Below are 15,106 nucleotides of genomic sequence, written 5' to 3'. Positions count from 1 at the left end.
CCGAGGAGCGATGATGACGACGAACCCGTTCGAGAACGACGACAGCGAATACCTGGTGCTGGTCAACGACGAGGCGCAGTACTCGCTCTGGCCGGCCGCCGCGGAGGTGCCCGCCGGCTGGCGCTGCGTGCACCCGGCGGACAGCCGGCAGAACAGTCTCGACTTCGTCGAACGGACCTGGACCGACATGCGGCCCGCCAGCCTCGCCCGGGCCATGGACTCCGCCGGCGGCTGACCGGCTCAGGTGTTGCGGGAGCGCAGCATCCGGCGCAGCTCGTCGGCGCGCTCCCGCACCGTCTTGCGCACGACCGGCGCGGCCGCCTCGGCGGCCGCCTCGGCCCGGTCGGGGAAATCGGCGCCGATGCCGAACACCGGGAACATCCGCTGGGAGTACGCCATCGCCGGGATCATCCCGGCGCGGTCCAGTTCGGGCAGGACCTTCAGGTACCGGTCGGCGTACTCGGCGAGCAATGCGTCCTGCCCGGGACGCCAGAACGCCGTGGTGACCGCGGTGAGCGAGCCGATCGGCACCGTCCGCTCGACCGCCATGGCCTGCCAGACGGCGGCCTTCCCGTCGGCGTCGGGCGCCGCCGCGCGCACCGCCAGCGCCTGGTACCGGGCGTCCGGGTCGGGATCGCGGGCGAGCAGCTCGCGTGCCGCGTCCCCGGTCGCGCCGCCGAGCTCGGCGGTGCGGATGAGGGCACGCCAGTGCAGGTGGACGTCGCCGCCGGCCAGCTCCCGCAGCCGGGCCACCTCGTCGAGGTCGCGGGCGGCCCGGGCCAGCCCGCGCAGCGCCACCTGCCGGCGGCCGGGCTGCTCGGCGAGGGCCCGGCACGCCTCGGCCACCGCGGCCAGCAGCGCGTCGCGCCGGTCGTCGCCCGCCCACAGCTCGGCGGCGTTGCCGGCCAGCCGGAGGTACGGCTCGATCACCGCGTCGGACGTCTCGACCGCGAGCACGGCGGTGAGGCAGCGCACCGTTTGCTCCGGGGTCGCCTCGCCGGTGGTCAGCATGTCCCACACGGTGGCGACGACGACGCCCCGGGACACCGCGGTGGGCAGCTCGCCGGCGGCCGCCACCAGGGCCTCCGCCCCGCCCGCCGGCCGGGTCCTGGCGAAGGTCAGGTCCTCGTCGTTGACCAGATAGAAGTCGGCTCCGGTCGGCAGGTCGACCGGGGTCCGCGGACCCTGCACGTCGACCTCGGCCAACGCGGTGCGCACCAGTCCGGCCGCGCCGCGCCTGTAGGCGCCCACCGCCAGGACCTGCGGTCGCGGCGGCCCGTCCGGCCCGCGTCCGGCCAGCACCAGCCCGGCGCCGTCGGGCTCCAGTGTCAGCCGGTCGGTGCCGGCCCTGTCCAGCCAGCCGGCCCGCCACCGGTCCAGGTCCCGGCCGGAGGCCGCGGCGAGGGCGTCGATCAGGTCCTGCAGCGTGGTGTTGCCCCAGGCGTGCCGGGCGAAGTACGCCTTCATGCCGGTGACGAAGTTCTCCTCACCGACATATGTCACCAGCTGCCGGAGCACCGCGGCACCCTTGGGGTAGGTGATGGCGTCGAAGATCGAGGCGGCCTCGGCGACGTCCGGCACCGGCAGGCGGATCGGGTGCGACGTCGGCCCCTGATCCGCCAGGTATGCCGACAGCTTGTCCCCGGCGAGCAGGCCCGCCCACGCGTCGGGGTAGCGGGTGGCGCGCGACGCCGCCCAGTAGCACGCGAACTCGGCGAACGCCTCGTTCAGCCAGAGGTCGTCCCACCAGCGCATGGTCACGATGTTGCCGAACCACATGTGCGCCATCTCGTGCAGCAGGACGGTGGCCAGCACCTCACGCTCGGCCGGGGTGGGCGCGGCGCGCCGCAGCGCCGCGTCGGACCAGGTGACACACCCGTAGTTCTCCATCGCGCCGCCGAACTCGGGCATGAACACCTGGTCGTACTTGCGCTGCGGGAACGGCATGCCGAAGACGTCGCCGAAGAAGGCCAGGCCCTGCGCGGTCACGGTGAAGATCTCGTCGGCGTCGCGCTCGAGGACCGCAGCCAGCGAACGGCGGGCGAAGACGCCGAGGTCGTGACCGCCGGCTTCGCGGCGGATCTCGTGCAGCGGGCCCGCGTTGACCACCGTGTTGTACGGCGACAGTGGTGGCGTGGCGGGGAAGGTCCAGCGCCGCACGCCGTCCAGGGTCTCCACCTTGGGATCGCCGCTGTTGCTGGTGACGACCCAGGCGGCGGGCGCGGTGACGGTGAACGTGTGCGGGGCCTTCAGGTCGGGCTGGTCGAAGCAGGCCCAGACCCGGTGCGCCACGTCGGGCTCGAAGGTCGTCCACACGTACACCTCGCCGTCAGCCGGATCGACGACCTTGTGCACCCCGGCGCCGTCGGTCGTGTCGGCCTGCACCGTCTCCACCCGCAGGGTGTTCTCCGCGGCGAGGGCGGGCAGCGGGATCCGGCCGTCGGCCGCCGGCGGCAGTGGTTCGCCGTTCAGCGTGCCGGCCAGCACCCGGGCGGCGCAGTCGACGAACGTCTCCGCACCCGGCTCGACGCAGGTGAACGCCACGGTGGACACGCACCGCACCGCCGGCCCGGTGGGCAGGTCGGTGAAGTCGACGGTTATCTCATAGTGCCGCACCGACAGCAGGGCGGCACGGTGCTCGGCCTCCGCCTGGGTCAGGCTGCGCGTGCTCATCGGTCCTCCTCGGAGGTCGATCGGCGCGGCCGCCGCCGTGGCGGAACACCTCGCGGTCGTCGCGCAGGCACGGCTCTGGACCGCATGGACCCTCTTACGACCACCCGTGCTCGGTAGTGAATTCCGGCGCAGGCAGCGCCGCACGGTCGAGCTCGCCGTCCGCCGTCAACGGAAACTGATCGACGACGACGACGGCGGGAACCATGGATCCGGGTACTCGCTCGGCGACGAACCGGCGCACGTCGTCGGCCAACACCGACGCATGCGGATAGTTCGCATATCGGGCCGCCCGCTCCACCGGCCCCCGCGCCTCGTACACGTCCGTCAACACCTCGCGGTCGCCCGCCTGCGACGCCTGGGCGAGGGCTTCGGGACCGAGGAAGACCGCGTCCAGGCAGTCCGGCTGCGCCGACCAGGTCACCACGGCTTTCCAGCCCAGGCGCTCCGCGAGAAGGTGCAGGTCTTCCGGAAGCCACCCCGCCTCCGCCTGCGCGCCACCGTCCGGCGCGGCCACGGTCGAGGCCGGTTGTCCGCGCCGGATGCGTTGTACCGCAGCGATTTCATTGACCAGCCCGCCGTGCGGGATTCGCGTGACGCGCAGGCTCCCGCCGGGCTGCTCACCCATGATCCGTTCAAGGTGGTCGCCGAAGTCTCCGATGTCGCGGCACGCCAGGTCGGCGAACGCGACCCGAGGTACGTCGGCGAGCGAGTGCACCCGGGTCGGGCCCTTGTGCAACACCACGTCGTAGCGGTATCGGGTCAACTCGTTGACCGCGGCGCCACGCTTGAGCTGGATATCGACCCCCGCGACATCGGCCAACTCCCGTGCCGTCGCCACGAAGTACTCCGGGGCGAGCAGCAACTCGTCCTCCGCCGCCACCGCCCGGCGGGCCCGTTCGTGGATCGTCGCCGGCTCCGCGGACGGGTCCCGCGCGAGTTGCACCGCGGTGAAGAACTCCTCGAGCAGACTCAGGTTCCGAATGTCGCCCAGGAACAACGAGCCACCCGGCGCGAGCACTCTCAGCGCCTGCTCGATCACCCGACGCAGATACCCGTGCCCGGGGAAGTGCATCGCCACCGAGTTGATGACCACCGTGTCGAAGTACCCTTCGGGCAGCCTGTCGGTCTCGATGGCTTCGGCGACCCGCAGGTGCACCCGGTCGGCCCAGGGCACACCTGCGGCCTTCAGGCGGGCCCGCAGCTTCGCGATGGTCACCGGGGAGAAGTCCGTGGCGCGGTACTCCACGCAGTCCGCGGCCAGGTGCGACATCAGCAGCCCCGAACCGACCCCGATCTCGAGCAACCTGGCGGGTTTCAGGCCTCGGATCCGGTCCACCGTGGCCGCCCGCCACAGCATCATTTCCTCGACGGGAATCGCCCCACCGGTGTAGCTGCTGTTCCAGCCGCTGAAATCCGAACCGAGCCGACCCAGCTGGGGGTCATCGACGGAAATCACCTCGGAGTACAGGTCGTCGTACACCCGGCGCCACTGCGCCACGAAGTCACCCGCGCTGGCATTCGCGGAGGGTCCGGAATCGCTGTGCGGCACAGTGTCTTCGGGGATGACAAAGGTCACCAGGCGGCGATCTCCGGGGCCGTCCTCGCGGGCGACCACCACCGCACGGTGTACCTGTGGATGCGCGTTGACGACGGCTTCGATCTCGTCGACCTGACCGGCGAACAACTGCGGAACAGATTTACCTGTCATCTCTCCACCAATCCATACGGCTCCATCAGCAGCTGCTCCTTCGGCGAATTGGCAGCTGGTCCTACCTAGGCGACCGCGTGCTTGGCCAGGGCCTGCAGGTCCACCTTCGCGTTGCTGGTCAGCGGGAACGCATCGGTGAACGACCACAGCTCCGGTACCGCCCAGGACGGCAGCGCGTCTGCGATCCAGGCCCGCAGCTCCGCCACGGACGGGGCCGGGTCGGCGACGATGACGCCGGCAAGCAGCCGCCGGTCAGCGCCGGGATCACCGTCGCCGGCCACGACCGCGTCCCGTACCTGCGGATGCTCGCGCAGCCGCCGCGCCACCGCGTCCGGCTCGACCCGGAACCCGCGTACCTTCATCTGGTGGTCGCGCCGGCCGATGAAGACCAGGCGCCCGCGCCCGTCCCAGCGCACCAGGTCCCCGGTGCGGTACAAGCGCTCGCCGGTGTCCGGCGCCCGCCCCCCGAATGCTCGGGCGGTCTCCTCGGGTGCGCCCACGTAACCGTCGGCGAGGCCGGCACCGCCGACGCACAGCTCACCGACCGCCCCCGGCGGCACCGGATGGCCGTCCTCGTCGAGCACGAACACCCGGGTACCCGGGACCGGCCGGCCGATCGGCAGCGGGTCGCTCACCTCGGCCGGCGAGTCGAGGTGGTGGACCGTGGTGAACGTGGTGCACTCGGTCGGTCCGTACCCGTTGGTGACCCGTAGCCCCGGGTACCGCTCGAGCAGCCGCCGTACCTGCTCCGGCGGGACCACGTCGCCGCCGGTGAGCACCTGCCGTACGGGCGCGAACGCCTCGGGCCGGTGGTCGACCACAAGCCGGAACAGTCCGGCGGTCAGCCACAGCACGCTCACCCGACGTTCGACGAGGAACCGGGCCAGCTCGGTCGGCGCGACCGGCCCGTCGGGGAAGACCTGAAGGCTGGCGCCGGACAGCAGGGGCGCGAACAGCTCCAGCGTGGAGGCGTCGAACGCCAGCGGCGCGAGGCGCAGGTACCGCTCGTCCGGGCCGAGCCGGACGTACCCGACGTCGCGGACCAGGCGCACGACCGCGCGGTGCGGCACCGGTACCCCCTTGGGCCGACCGGTTGAGCCGGACGTGAAGGCGAGGTACGCGGTCCGGGCCGGGTCGGCCGGTGCCGGTTCGGGTCCGGGTACCAGCGGGTCGGTCGGCGCCCATGGTGGGACCGCCGGGCAGGAGGCCAACTCGGCCAGCTCGGGCGAGCCGATGACCGCGCGTGGCGAGACCTGGCGCAGGATCTCGGCGAGCCATTCCCGCGGTGCGTCGGAGTCGATCCCCACGTACGCCGCGCCCCGGTGCAGAACGGCGAGCACGGCCACGACCTCGGCGACGCCGCGCGGCACGGCGAGGACGACCCGGTCACCCGGGCAGACATCGGCCAGTGCGGACGCGTGCGTACGTGCGGCGGCAAGCAGCTCGTCGAACGTCAGCGTCTCGACCGCGACCGCGTCCGGGTGCCGCGCGGCCGTCTCCTCGAACAACTGCCACAGCCCGGCCGCACAGTCGGTGGCCGGCCCGTCGGACAAGGCGGCCAGCCGCTCCCGCTGCCGCGCCGAGATCGCCCGTACCGACGACAGCGGCGCGTCCACGTCCGCGACCAACTCTTCCAGCGCCGCCGTGAACCCTTCGACCAGATCGACCGCCTCGCCGGGGCGGAACACCGCCGGCTGGTACTCCAGCTGCAGCACCGGGCGCTCGCCCCAACTGGTCAAGAACATTGTGGTCTCCATGTGCGAGGCGCCGCAGTACCCCTCGTGCAGGGTCAGGTCCAGCCCGCCCTCCCGCACCCGCCCACCCAGCAGCTCGTCGTGCGCCTCGAACACGGCCTGGATGACCGGCATCCGATCGGTGACTTCGTCCTGGCCGAGCGCCGGGATGATGTGTTCCAGCGGCAGCTCGGCCCGCTCGGCGGCGGCCGCCCAGCCGGCGGCGCAGGCCCGCAGATGCTCGGCGACGGTACGTGTGTCGTCGAGCCGGCATCGCACCGGCACGATGCGCACGCACAGCCCGAGGACGTCGTGCAGCTCGGCGACCTGCCGACCGGACATGCCGACCCCGACAGCGAGGTCCCGGAGCCCGGCACGCCGCCCCACCGCCGTCGCCCAAGCGGTGAAGAGTACGACGGTGTGGGTCACCCCGAGCTGCCGCGCCGTCTTCATGACCCGGTCCCGCAGCTCGGCGCTGAGCCCGAACGGCAGGTGTGCCCCGCTGACGTCCGGGGTCTCCGGCCGGGCCCGGTCGACGGGCAGCAGGACGGTTCCGGGCAGGTCGGCGAGGTCGGCGACCGCGAGCTGGGTCAGCTCGGCGAGCCGGCCGCTCTCGGTCAGCTCCTGGTACCGGGACACGATCAGCTCCGGCGACGGGCCCGGCTCGGCGGTGCCGGCGGTGTACGCGCGGGCGAACGCGCGCCAGAACTGGGCCAGCGCCCACCCGTCCAGGAGCGCGTGATGCACCAGGATCGACAGCAGGTCCGGCCCACCGTCGACCTGGCTGTGCACGAACAGCACAGGCGGCTCGGTGAACGGCGCGAGCAGGTCGGGGCTGGCCGCGAGCTGGGCGTGCACGATCGTCACCGGATCCACGCCAGGCGGCGGGGCCAGCCGCTGTTCGATCAGCCGTGGCTGCCAGGTGGCCAGCACCCGCCTGGCATAGCCGGTATCGGTGCGGGTGAAAGCGGTACGCAGCGCCTCGTGGCTTCTGGTCAGCTCGGCCAACGTCGCCCGCAGCCGGTAAGGTTCGAACGGCGTGGCGCTCTCGGCGGTGAACAGCACCCGGACACCACGACCGCCGTGCTGGCCCTCGGCCATCAGCATGCCATCCTGGCTGGGCAGCAACGGCCGGTACACCGAGGTCGTCGGCGCACTGGCCGGCACCGGCCGGTATTCGCCTGCGTGAGCCATGGCCTGCGCGAGGGGCACCGACCCGCGCAGGGCACGCAGCGGCGGCGAGATTCCGAGGCGGCGCTCAACCCTGGCCGCGAAGTCGGCCGCGCGCAACGAGGTACCACCCAGATCGATGAAGGACGCCGTGTCCGCCCGGTCCTGGACCGTCTCGACCGGGCACCCGATTACCTCCGCCGCCAGTGCGGTCCATTCTTCGCGCATAGCGCCATCGGGGCCGGTCACCGCGCGGTTGAGCTCGTCCGTCGTCATCCCGTCTCCTACTGGTTTCGCCATCTCGAGTCGGCACTGGGCGCTACATCTGGATTCATGCTCGTCGTCGCCATCGACGGGTCGCATCTTCACGCTTGCTATCGCCGCCGCCTGCCCGCCGGCGCGCAAGGTTCCGGGGCGTTCGCGGCGCGACACTCAGTGAATCGCGTTCCAGAACCCGCATCGGTGGGCCCGACGGAAGTCCGTCGAGGTGATGCCTGCTGTGCCGGCGACCAGCGACAGTAGGCGCCCGTCGCCCCGGTATGCGGACCAGTGGGGTAGCCCCGTTCTGTTGGGGTTACCGGTGGCGGCGAAGTTGGACCAGTAGGCGATCATCGCGCGGGACAGCCGCTGTTGCTGCCGGTTGAGGACTGGGGAGCCGCCGGGTCCGTTGTACGCCCCGTCGAACAGGTACGGCAGTTCGGCCCCGTGGCCGACACCCATCGCGAAGCCGCCAACAATCTGGCCCGGGTCCTCGGCGAACTCGTAGGCGTAGACCGGGGCCCGCCTCGACGCCGCCTGGTCGGCGGATAGCACCGTGCAACCCCCGAACTTGTGTCCCCAGTCGGTGAGCACGGTGGCTAGCGCGACGCCGGGGCTGGGGTAGGCGCTGGCCGGGTACCGGGCCAGCACTCCCGCTGCGTCGGCACCGAACACCTGGGCGAGGACGCCCGGGTACTGGTCGGCAGTCAGCGGGTGGCCTTGGAAGTCGTAGTTGACCCCGACGAAGGGGCGCATCTCGTCCCGCGTGCTGCCCTGAATCAGTGGTACGCGGGCGGCCAGGCCTCGTCGCATCGCCTCCAGCGGCTGGTAGGGCAGCATGGGGGTGCCGGCCACGGGCAGCCAGGGCAGATCGGCGATGCGGGCGGTGGCGGTGAAGACTCGGTCGCCGCCGATACCGACCAGCCGGCTGGCCGCAACGCCGCGCAGGCAGGCCGGTACGTCGTTCGCCGCTGAACACCCGAGGTCGCGGGCCAGCTGGGTACCTCGGGTCTGGGCCACCGGCCGGGTCACCATCGAATTGCCGCACGGGCCGCTCTGCACGATCGCCTTTTGGAACAGGCCGGCTGCCGGCGGTGATGCCAGCTGTGTGCAGGTGCTGTACGCGCCGGCCGACTGGCCGGCGAGGGTGATGTTGTGAGCGTCGCCGCCGAACCGGGCGATGTTGCGTCCCACCCAGCGCAGTGCTGCCTGCTGGTCGGCAATGCCGAAGTTGCCGGCGGCCGGTTCGGTCGAGGCGAGCGCCGGGTGGTCGAGGAAGCCGAGCGCGCCGAGGCGATAGTTGACGGTCACCACCACCACGCGCCCGGATACCGCGAGTCGGGTCGGGTCGTAGTCGCTGCCGGACCCGGACACGAAGCCCCCGCCGGGTAGCCACACCATGACGGGTAGGTGCCGAGCATTCCTACCAGCCGGCGTGGTGATGTTCAGGTACAGGCAGTCCTCGCTGCCGACCACCGTGGATCCGGCCGGCCCGCCCATCTGTAGACACGGACTAGCGGGCCGGGTCGCGTCACGCACCGTCTGCCACGGGTGTGGCGGCAGCGGGGCGCGCCAGCGCCGGTCACCGACCGGAGGTGCCGCGTAGGGAACGCCGGAGAACGTCCGGTGGTCGGTGGCGACCGTACCCCGTAGGGCGCCGGAGTCGGTGACGACGACGGCCTGATCCGACGACGGTTCGGCGCTGGCCGCGCCGGTCTGGGCCGTGAATGCGGTGACCACCGCGGCTAGCGTGGCGCCGATACGAACTGCTGATCTCATGGCCTCGACGCTATGAGCCATCCGTTGGTGCCTCATCCGCGCCACGGCGACACCTGGCCTACGTCGGCGAACGCAGCAGACCTGGAGCCGCGGTACGCGCCACGGCGTATCTGCCAGAACGCATCATGGCGGACGTCGCCGGAAGCAGAGCCACGAGGAGATTCCGTCATGCCCGATCGTCCATTTCGGTTCGGCGTCGTCGCCGGGTTCGCGCCCACGCACCGTGAATGCGATGTTCCTCGAACAGCTCGCGCCGGTAGTGGAACGCCCGCCAACGCCGGCCGGGTGCTCGGCAACCGCCGCGGGCATTGCCGCCAAGGCGGTGTGGGCGACGCCCCCGCCTCAACGTCCAAGCTCGTAACGCGATTCCTCCCGGCCCGGAAGGGACCGGGATCCCTCGCTAGGCCACGTTGAGGGCGGCCGCCCCGCTGATGGGCTGTGGCGCGCCGAGGGCCGCCGCCAGCATGCGGCCTACTCGCCCGGTCTGATTGGCCGATGCGACTGCGAAGACGAACCGGTCCGGCCGCAGCACGACCGCCCCAGCGCGATGCCGGCGCAGCCAGGCGCTGATGATGCCGTCTACATCGATGAGATCCACTTGCGATGCCCGGCCGTACTGGCGGACTGGTGGCAGATCTTCCGGCGTGGTGCCGGCGGGATGTACGACGACGAAACGCACCGGCAACCCCCGCCACTCCCCTGGCCTGAACACCGCACCGTTCGCGAGTCCGAGCACGGCGAACCCGGCGCCGAGCGCTTCGTCAAGGAGGTGCGGCGTGGGTGAGGCCCCAGTGGAAATCCGCGGCTGGGGAAACATCGTCCCCACTCCGCCGGTACGTCGACCGTCCGCCATCAGCCCACTTGGGTGAGCCGGCACCGGCTTGAACTCGAAGTGTCGGACGAACCTGCGTACCCGGGGGACGGTCTGGACAGCCTGCAGTGATTTGTCGCGCAACCACGCCGCCGACCGGCTCCGCGCCAGGAAGACCCGCCCCAGGCGTACGCTCGTCCGCGCCATCGCCGCGGCGTGTGGGCGCCGCTCGACCTCGTATGTCTCCAGCAGCGTTGGGTCAGCGTCACCGGCGAGGACCATGGCGAGCTTCCAGGCAAGGTTCGCCGCGTCTCGCAGTCCGCTACAGAGTCCTTGTCCCAGAAACGGAGGCATCTGATGGGCGGCGTCGCCGAGCAGGAAGACCCGGCCGGCGCGCCACTGCCGGGCGACGAGGTCGTGGAAGGTATAGACCACCGCGCGGGTCGTGGTGAAGCGTGCCGGGTCGACGTACGGCTCCATCAGTGCGTCCACGTGCTGCGGCTGGCGTACTTCGTCGGCGGTCTCACCGGGGCGCAGCATGAACTCCATGCGATAGCTTCCCTTCGCCCCCGGTGACACGAAGGCTGGGCGCCACCAGTCGCAGACGAAGGTCGTCCGCTCGACGCGGATTCCGCCGGGTGACACTTTCCCCGAAATGGCGAGCCAGGGCTCGGCGTAGCTGGACCCCGTCAAGGCGATGCCGGCGGCGGCCCGGGTGGTGCTGCGGGCGCCGTCGCAGCCGAGCACGTAGCGGGCTCGCACCGTCCAGGTGTGGCGGGTGGCCACGTCCCGCAGGGTCAGCGTCACGTCCTCGGTGTCCTGCCTCAACGCCACCAGCTCGGTGCCGAGGCCGAGGTCGACGTGATCGAAGCGGTCCAGGCCGGCGCGCAGCGTCTGTTCCAGCGACGGCTGGTCGAAGAAGCTCAACGGCGGGTGGCCGAGGCCGAAGTCCACCTCCGACAGCGCGATGCTCGCGAAGGTCTTTCCCTTGCGGTTGACGTACTCGGCGTCCGGTACCGGGTACATGTCGCGGCCCACCTGCTCGAGGAGGCCGGCCTGCTGGTAGATGCGCAATGCCTCGTCGTCGCACGAGAACGCGCGCGGTTGGCCGTGCGGCAGCCGGCTCCGCTCGACGACCAGGGTGCGGACCCCGTGGATGCCGAGCAGGTTGGCGGTCAGCGCACCGACGGGTCCGCAGCCGATCACCGCCACGTCGACGGTGTGGACCGCATCAGTCGGGGACATGGGGTGGTCCTTCCGGGAGAGCTCCGCGACGACTGTCGTCGCTCCTGCCCGTAGACGACACCAGGCGGGTGCGGAGGTCGTGTGGAGGCCATGTGGAGGCCAGGTGGAGGTCGGCGCGCGGTCGGTACCGACCCGCGTGGTCCGTCCCCGTCAGGTGCAGGTCAGCGCGAGTGTGCCGGCAGCATGTCGTCCGGAAAGCGGGTCAGCAGCAGCCGCGCGTCCTGCTCGACGGCGAGCCGGGCCCCGGCACGCAACTCCCCGGCGTCGTGCAGGGCGACGCCGCGGATCCGGCGCAGATCGGCCTCGCAGACCCGCTCTCCCAGCTGCTCCGCCACGGCCAACGCCTGCTCGGCCAGCTCCGCGGCGGTGGTTTGCTCTCCCGCCACCAGATATGCGTCGGCGACGGCACAGAGCGTGATGGTGCGGGTGGAGCGCAGCCCGGGATGGTAGATCGCCTCGCCGGCAGCCCGCGCCGCCGCCAGCCGGCCCCGATCCCCGCCGTAGGCGGCGGCCCACTGCGCGAGGAATTCGCCCGTCGTCACCACGTGCGGCAGCCCGTTCGCCGCTCCGAGTTCCCGGCACCGCTGCGCCGCGAGTCGTACCGCGATGACGTCGCGTTCCTGCAGCGCCCGCCAGCCGTCGAAGAGTGCGGCGTTGGCGCGGCCGTACGGATCGTCGATCTGGTCGGCGAGAACCTCGGCGGCGAGGATGTCCTCCCGAGCCGGTGCGCCCTCGCCGTGCAGCGAGCGGACCAGCGCCCGAAAGTTGTGGACGGCCAGGACCGGCCGACGGCCGACCTGCCGGCCAAGCAGCCGCAGATCGACCTCGCGCAGCCGGTCGACTGCGGCGGTGAGATGCCGCTCCGCGTCCAGCAGTTGCCCGGTGAAGTAGCCGACCACGCCCAACAGATACTCGCCCGCCGCACCGATCAGGCCGGTGCCGTCATCCTCGGCGGTGACCAGCCGCCGGGCGAGGTCACCGCAGACCGCGAAGTCGGCGCGGTTGGCGGCAAGCTCGCCCAGCGCCCACAGCGCCGGCCGCAGGTCCACCTCCGGTCCCACCATCCCCAGCAGCTGCCTCGCCCGGGAACCGACCTCGTCGACCGCGTCGCTGCCGACTCCCACTGTCATCTGGAGCAGGGACGCCCGGTGCAGCTGGACCGCCAGCTCGGTACGCGCCGCGTCCGGCGAGATCCCCGAGTTCAGGGCGAGGCGCCGCGCGACGCGGCCGAGGTGCCCGAGCGCGTCCTCGTACGCCACGCGCCGGGTCGCGTCGTCGGCGGCGACCAGCGACCAGCGCAGATGGTTTTCGCGGTGACCGAGTCCGATCGCCTGGCCGTAGTGGTAGGCCAGCTCGGCGGGAGTGAGGCCGCCGGTCCGCTCGCCCGCGGCGGCGAGCCGGCCGTGCAGCGCGGCCCGGCGGGGAGGGGGCAGCTCGGCGTAGGCGACCTCGGCGAAGAGCGGATGCCGGAACCGCGTCTGGCCCGGCCCCGCCTCGACGACGAGCGCAGCCGCGTACGCGGGAACGAGGCGCTCGCCCACCTCCCCCGCCGGCGCGCCGAGAACCGCCGCCATCACGAGCAGCTCGAGATCGTGCCCGGCGACGCTGAGCAGGTCCAGGCACTCCCGCGCCGGCTGCGGCAGCTCGGCGAGCCGCAGCCGGACGGCGTCCCGAACGGTTGGCGGCAGCTCTCCGGTCACCGGATCGGCTCCCGACCGGAGCAGCTCGGTGATGAAGAACGGGTTCCCGCCGGTCCGGGTCACCAGGCTCGCCACCGCTTCGTTCCGCGGACGCACCCCGGTACCGGACGCCACCAGGCTCGCCACCGACGACGCGTCCAGGCCGGTGAGCTGAAGCCGGATGAAGTTCCGCCCACGGGCCAGTTCGGCAACGGTCGACAGGAGCTCGACACTCCGGTCATACGGCCGCATCGTGACCACGACGAGAGCGCGGGTGGCCGCCAGAAGCGGGGAGAGAAACCGCAGCAGCAGCAACGAATCCGGGTCCGCGGCGTGCAGGTCGTCCAGCACGACGAGCAGCCCCCGCTGCCCGGCCACGGCGCGGATCAGGTCGGCCACCGCCTCATACACCCGGAACCGCGCCATCGGGTCGACGTCGGCGTCGCCCGGCGCGGTGAGCGGCCCGGCGGCGAAACCGTCCAGCGGCAGCGCCGACGCGGCATCACCCGCCTGCGGCATCGCCCGTAGGCTCCGGATCACCTGGGTCCACAGCCAGAACGGAGGCGTCTGCCCCAGATCCGGACACCGCCCCCACACCACTGGAGTTCCGGACGTCGTGGCCTGAGCGCTGAGCGCGGCAGCGAGGCTGGTCTTGCCGATCCCCGCCTCACCCATGACGGTCACCACCCGACCGTCCCCGCCTGTCGCCGCGGCCAGCGCCGCGCCGAGCCGCGCCAGCTCCGTGTCACGCCCCGCGAGAGCTTGCGGCGCCTCGACCGGTGTCGCCCTGCCACCCGCGAGTGCTGGCCCGGTCGCAGCAGCGGGTTCCCGCACGACCGTTGGCGGGTCGGGCACGACCGCCGCCGGTACGGGCACGTTATGTCCCAGGATTAGCCGGTGCGCCTCGCGTAGCTGCTCGCCCGGGTCGAGCCCGTACTCGTGGGCCAGCAGCCGCCGGCCCTCCTCGTAGACGGCGAGTGCGTCGGTCTGCCGCCCGGATCGGTAGAGGGCCAGCATGAGCCGGGCCCGGGCGGCCTCCCGCAGCGGATGGGCACCCACGAATCTGCGCAGCGCGGGCAGGACCGCCTCGTGCCGGTTGGCGGCAAGGCCGGCGGTGAGGCATCCCTCCTCGGCGTCGAGACGCAGCTCGGCCAGCCGCGCCGCCTCCGGGCGTACCGCGTCCAGATCTGCCGCGGCGGCCAACGGCTCGCCTCGCCACAGCGCCAACCCGGCGCGGTAGCACTGCTCGGACGCTGCGGCGTCACCCGCCGCGAGCAGTGCCGCCGCACGCTCCACCAGACGCTCGAACCGGACCGCGTCGACGGCGTCGGGCGCGGCTCGCAGCTCGTACCCCCTGGTGTGGCCGACGACGACCACCCCCTGCCCGCGAGGGGCGCGCTCCGGCTCCAGGGCCCGGCGCAACCCGGCGACGTACGTGCGCAGCGTCATCTGCCCGCTGGCCGGCGGCCGGCCGGCCCACAACGCGTCGACCAGCCAGTCGGAGGCGACGAACCGGTTCAGCCGTAACAGCAGCAGGACCAGCAACGCTTGCTGCTTGGGTCCGCCGGCCGGCACCCGTTGTCCGTTCCGGACTACCTCGAGCTGGCCCAGGACATGAAACTGCACACCAACACCACAACGCCCGCGCACATCCCGGTCAAGACACCGGGTGTGCCGGATTAGTGTCACCGCGTCGGCGACCGGCGTTCGTCACCTACACCGAGGCCGTCTACGCCGCCCGGACGCTCGCGGTGTCGTCAGGGGCCACGACCGTCCGCTCCCGGCACGGGCTGACGTTCGTGCCCCGCGCGACGCTTGCGGACGCACCACAGCTGGACCGGCTGCTGGTGCCCGGCGCGGCGGCCGCCGCCCGGCATGACGCGTCCACGACGCACGACCTCCGGCCGGCGGATCTGCACGCGGCGCCCGGTTTCGCCTTCGACGGGCCGCTACGCGACAGTAGTTCGAACCGTCGGGGATGCGCCGCGGACCGAAGCCTACGCCGACGCGACGGCGGCTGAGATTCGCCCGCTGGGATTCGCCCTATGGG

General features: G+C 72.2%; 8 protein-coding genes. 2 read left to right on the top strand and 6 right to left on the bottom strand.

Going from position 1 to position 15,106, the window contains the following annotated elements:
• Window positions 1-13 precede the first annotated feature (13 nt).
• Window positions 14-235, top strand: a complete 222-nt coding sequence (locus tag ACFYM6_RS23215) for an MbtH family protein (protein WP_387278594.1) — start codon at window positions 14-16, stop codon at window positions 233-235.
• A 5-nt stretch (window positions 236-240) separates the two neighbouring features.
• On the opposite strand, the gene pepN is transcribed toward ACFYM6_RS23215, so the two are convergent.
• The 6 genes from pepN to ACFYM6_RS23185 all read right to left on the bottom strand — a co-directional run bounded on the left by pepN (window position 241) and on the right by ACFYM6_RS23185 (window position 14,682).
• Window positions 241-2,673 carry an aminopeptidase N gene (gene pepN / locus ACFYM6_RS23210; RefSeq protein WP_387278592.1) on the bottom strand — a complete coding sequence of 811 codons (2,433 nt, stop codon included), beginning with the start codon at window positions 2,671-2,673 and terminating at the stop codon, window positions 241-243.
• A gap of 94 nt (window positions 2,674-2,767) precedes the next feature.
• Window positions 2,768-4,357, bottom strand: a complete 1,590-nt coding sequence (locus ACFYM6_RS23205; RefSeq protein WP_387278591.1) for a methyltransferase — start codon at window positions 4,355-4,357, stop codon at window positions 2,768-2,770.
• Window positions 4,358-4,446: 89 nt separating this feature from the next.
• Complete coding sequence (locus ACFYM6_RS23200; protein ID WP_387278589.1) at window positions 4,447-7,560, bottom strand: amino acid adenylation domain-containing protein; 3,114 nt, start codon at window positions 7,558-7,560, stop codon at window positions 4,447-4,449.
• Between the two features lie 156 nt (window positions 7,561-7,716).
• Window positions 7,717-9,321 carry a carboxylesterase/lipase family protein gene (locus ACFYM6_RS23195; RefSeq protein WP_387278587.1) on the bottom strand — a complete coding sequence of 535 codons (1,605 nt, stop codon included), beginning with the start codon at window positions 9,319-9,321 and terminating at the stop codon, window positions 7,717-7,719.
• 400 nt (window positions 9,322-9,721) lie between these two features.
• On the bottom strand, window positions 9,722-11,377 hold the full coding sequence (locus tag ACFYM6_RS23190; RefSeq protein ID WP_387278585.1) for a bifunctional 3-(3-hydroxy-phenyl)propionate/3-hydroxycinnamic acid hydroxylase: 1,656 nt from the start codon (window positions 11,375-11,377) through the stop codon (window positions 9,722-9,724).
• 161 nt (window positions 11,378-11,538) lie between these two features.
• Window positions 11,539-14,682 (bottom strand): BTAD domain-containing putative transcriptional regulator, encoded by a 3,144-nt coding sequence (locus ACFYM6_RS23185; protein ID WP_387278583.1) that lies wholly within the window; start codon window positions 14,680-14,682, stop codon window positions 11,539-11,541.
• Between the two features lie 56 nt (window positions 14,683-14,738).
• Between ACFYM6_RS23185 and ACFYM6_RS23180 the strand changes: the two genes are divergently transcribed.
• Window positions 14,739-15,077 carry a hypothetical protein gene (locus ACFYM6_RS23180; RefSeq protein ID WP_387278581.1) on the top strand — a complete coding sequence of 113 codons (339 nt, stop codon included), beginning with the start codon at window positions 14,739-14,741 and terminating at the stop codon, window positions 15,075-15,077.
• The last annotated feature ends 29 nt before the right edge of the window (window positions 15,078-15,106 follow it).

Origin of the sequence: Micromonospora sp. NPDC006431, assembly GCF_042870725.1 — a bacterium.
In the GTDB taxonomy this organism is placed as follows: Bacteria; Actinomycetota; Actinomycetes; order Mycobacteriales; family Micromonosporaceae; genus Micromonospora.
This window is presented reverse-complemented; position numbering and strand designations above follow the sequence as displayed.